Raw genomic sequence first — 903 nt, forward strand, 5'->3', positions numbered from 1 at the left:
GGATTACTATTCCCTGTACCATTCACAACCAAAACATTAATTTGTCCTTGCAAATTTGATGTATCACTTTTATTCGCCTTAGTTTCCAATTGCGCATTAGTTTGATTAACTTGATCCTGTAAATTAGCAGCTTGATTTTCATCTATAATTATTCTTCTTAGCCCTTTATAATCTTCTTCAATTTTAGCTGCAGTTTTAGTAAAAGTGTCAAATTCATTTGTTCCTTCTACAGCTTTATCATTTAAAACCTTTGATTTAACTGTAATAAAAAAAGATGCAGTAGTCATTGTTCCACTTGCATCTTTTAATTCTAAATCTATTTCTACAGTTCCTGGCACAAGAATAGAATTTTTAAGATCTATATCTAAATTGTTTTTATTTATTGTAAATCCTTCACTTTGTTCTTTTAATCCTTTAGATGTTTTGGCCCCTAGTTTAACGGTTTGCCCAGTAATATCAAATTCTACAGAAGCTTTAAATAACGATAGCCTAATTACTGCATTATCCAATTCTTTAAACTCAAATAAAGGAACATAATTAGGTTTATCTACATTAATTACTTTTCTAGTGCTTTCATTTTTCATTAAATCACCTCACATTTAATACGACTTGATCTATTAATCCTTCAAGTTTTTCAACTCTGTCCTTTAAATCTTCATTTTCCTGCTTTAAGTTATTATAATCTTCTGCTGAAGGTTGTTTAATTATCTCTACCTCATCTCTAGGTGGTAATCCTTCTACAACTTCATACTCTTTAGTTTCTTTATTGTATTTAAGATTATACGCATTTATTTTATCTTCGTTATCTATCACTGCATAACAAGTATCAAAATAATCATCACTTAATTCATCTGCAGTTTCTACTTTTAATATTTGCTCAATCATGTCCGTTTCTTTATTAAT

Annotated in this window: 2 protein-coding genes; both read right to left on the reverse strand. The window is 28.8% G+C overall.

Annotated elements, in window-relative coordinates; all coding sequences use genetic code 11:
* A partial coding sequence (locus H8S10_RS17930; protein WP_186839753.1) for a hypothetical protein occupies window positions 1-584 on the reverse strand: 584 nt, incomplete at its 3' end.
* Between the two features lie 4 nt (window positions 585-588).
* A partial coding sequence (locus tag H8S10_RS17935; RefSeq protein WP_186839754.1) for a hypothetical protein occupies window positions 589-903 on the reverse strand: 315 nt, incomplete at its 5' end.

The organism is Clostridium sp. NSJ-49 (assembly GCF_014287725.1).
In the GTDB taxonomy this organism is placed as follows: domain Bacteria; phylum Bacillota; class Clostridia; order Clostridiales; family Clostridiaceae; genus Clostridium; species Clostridium disporicum_B.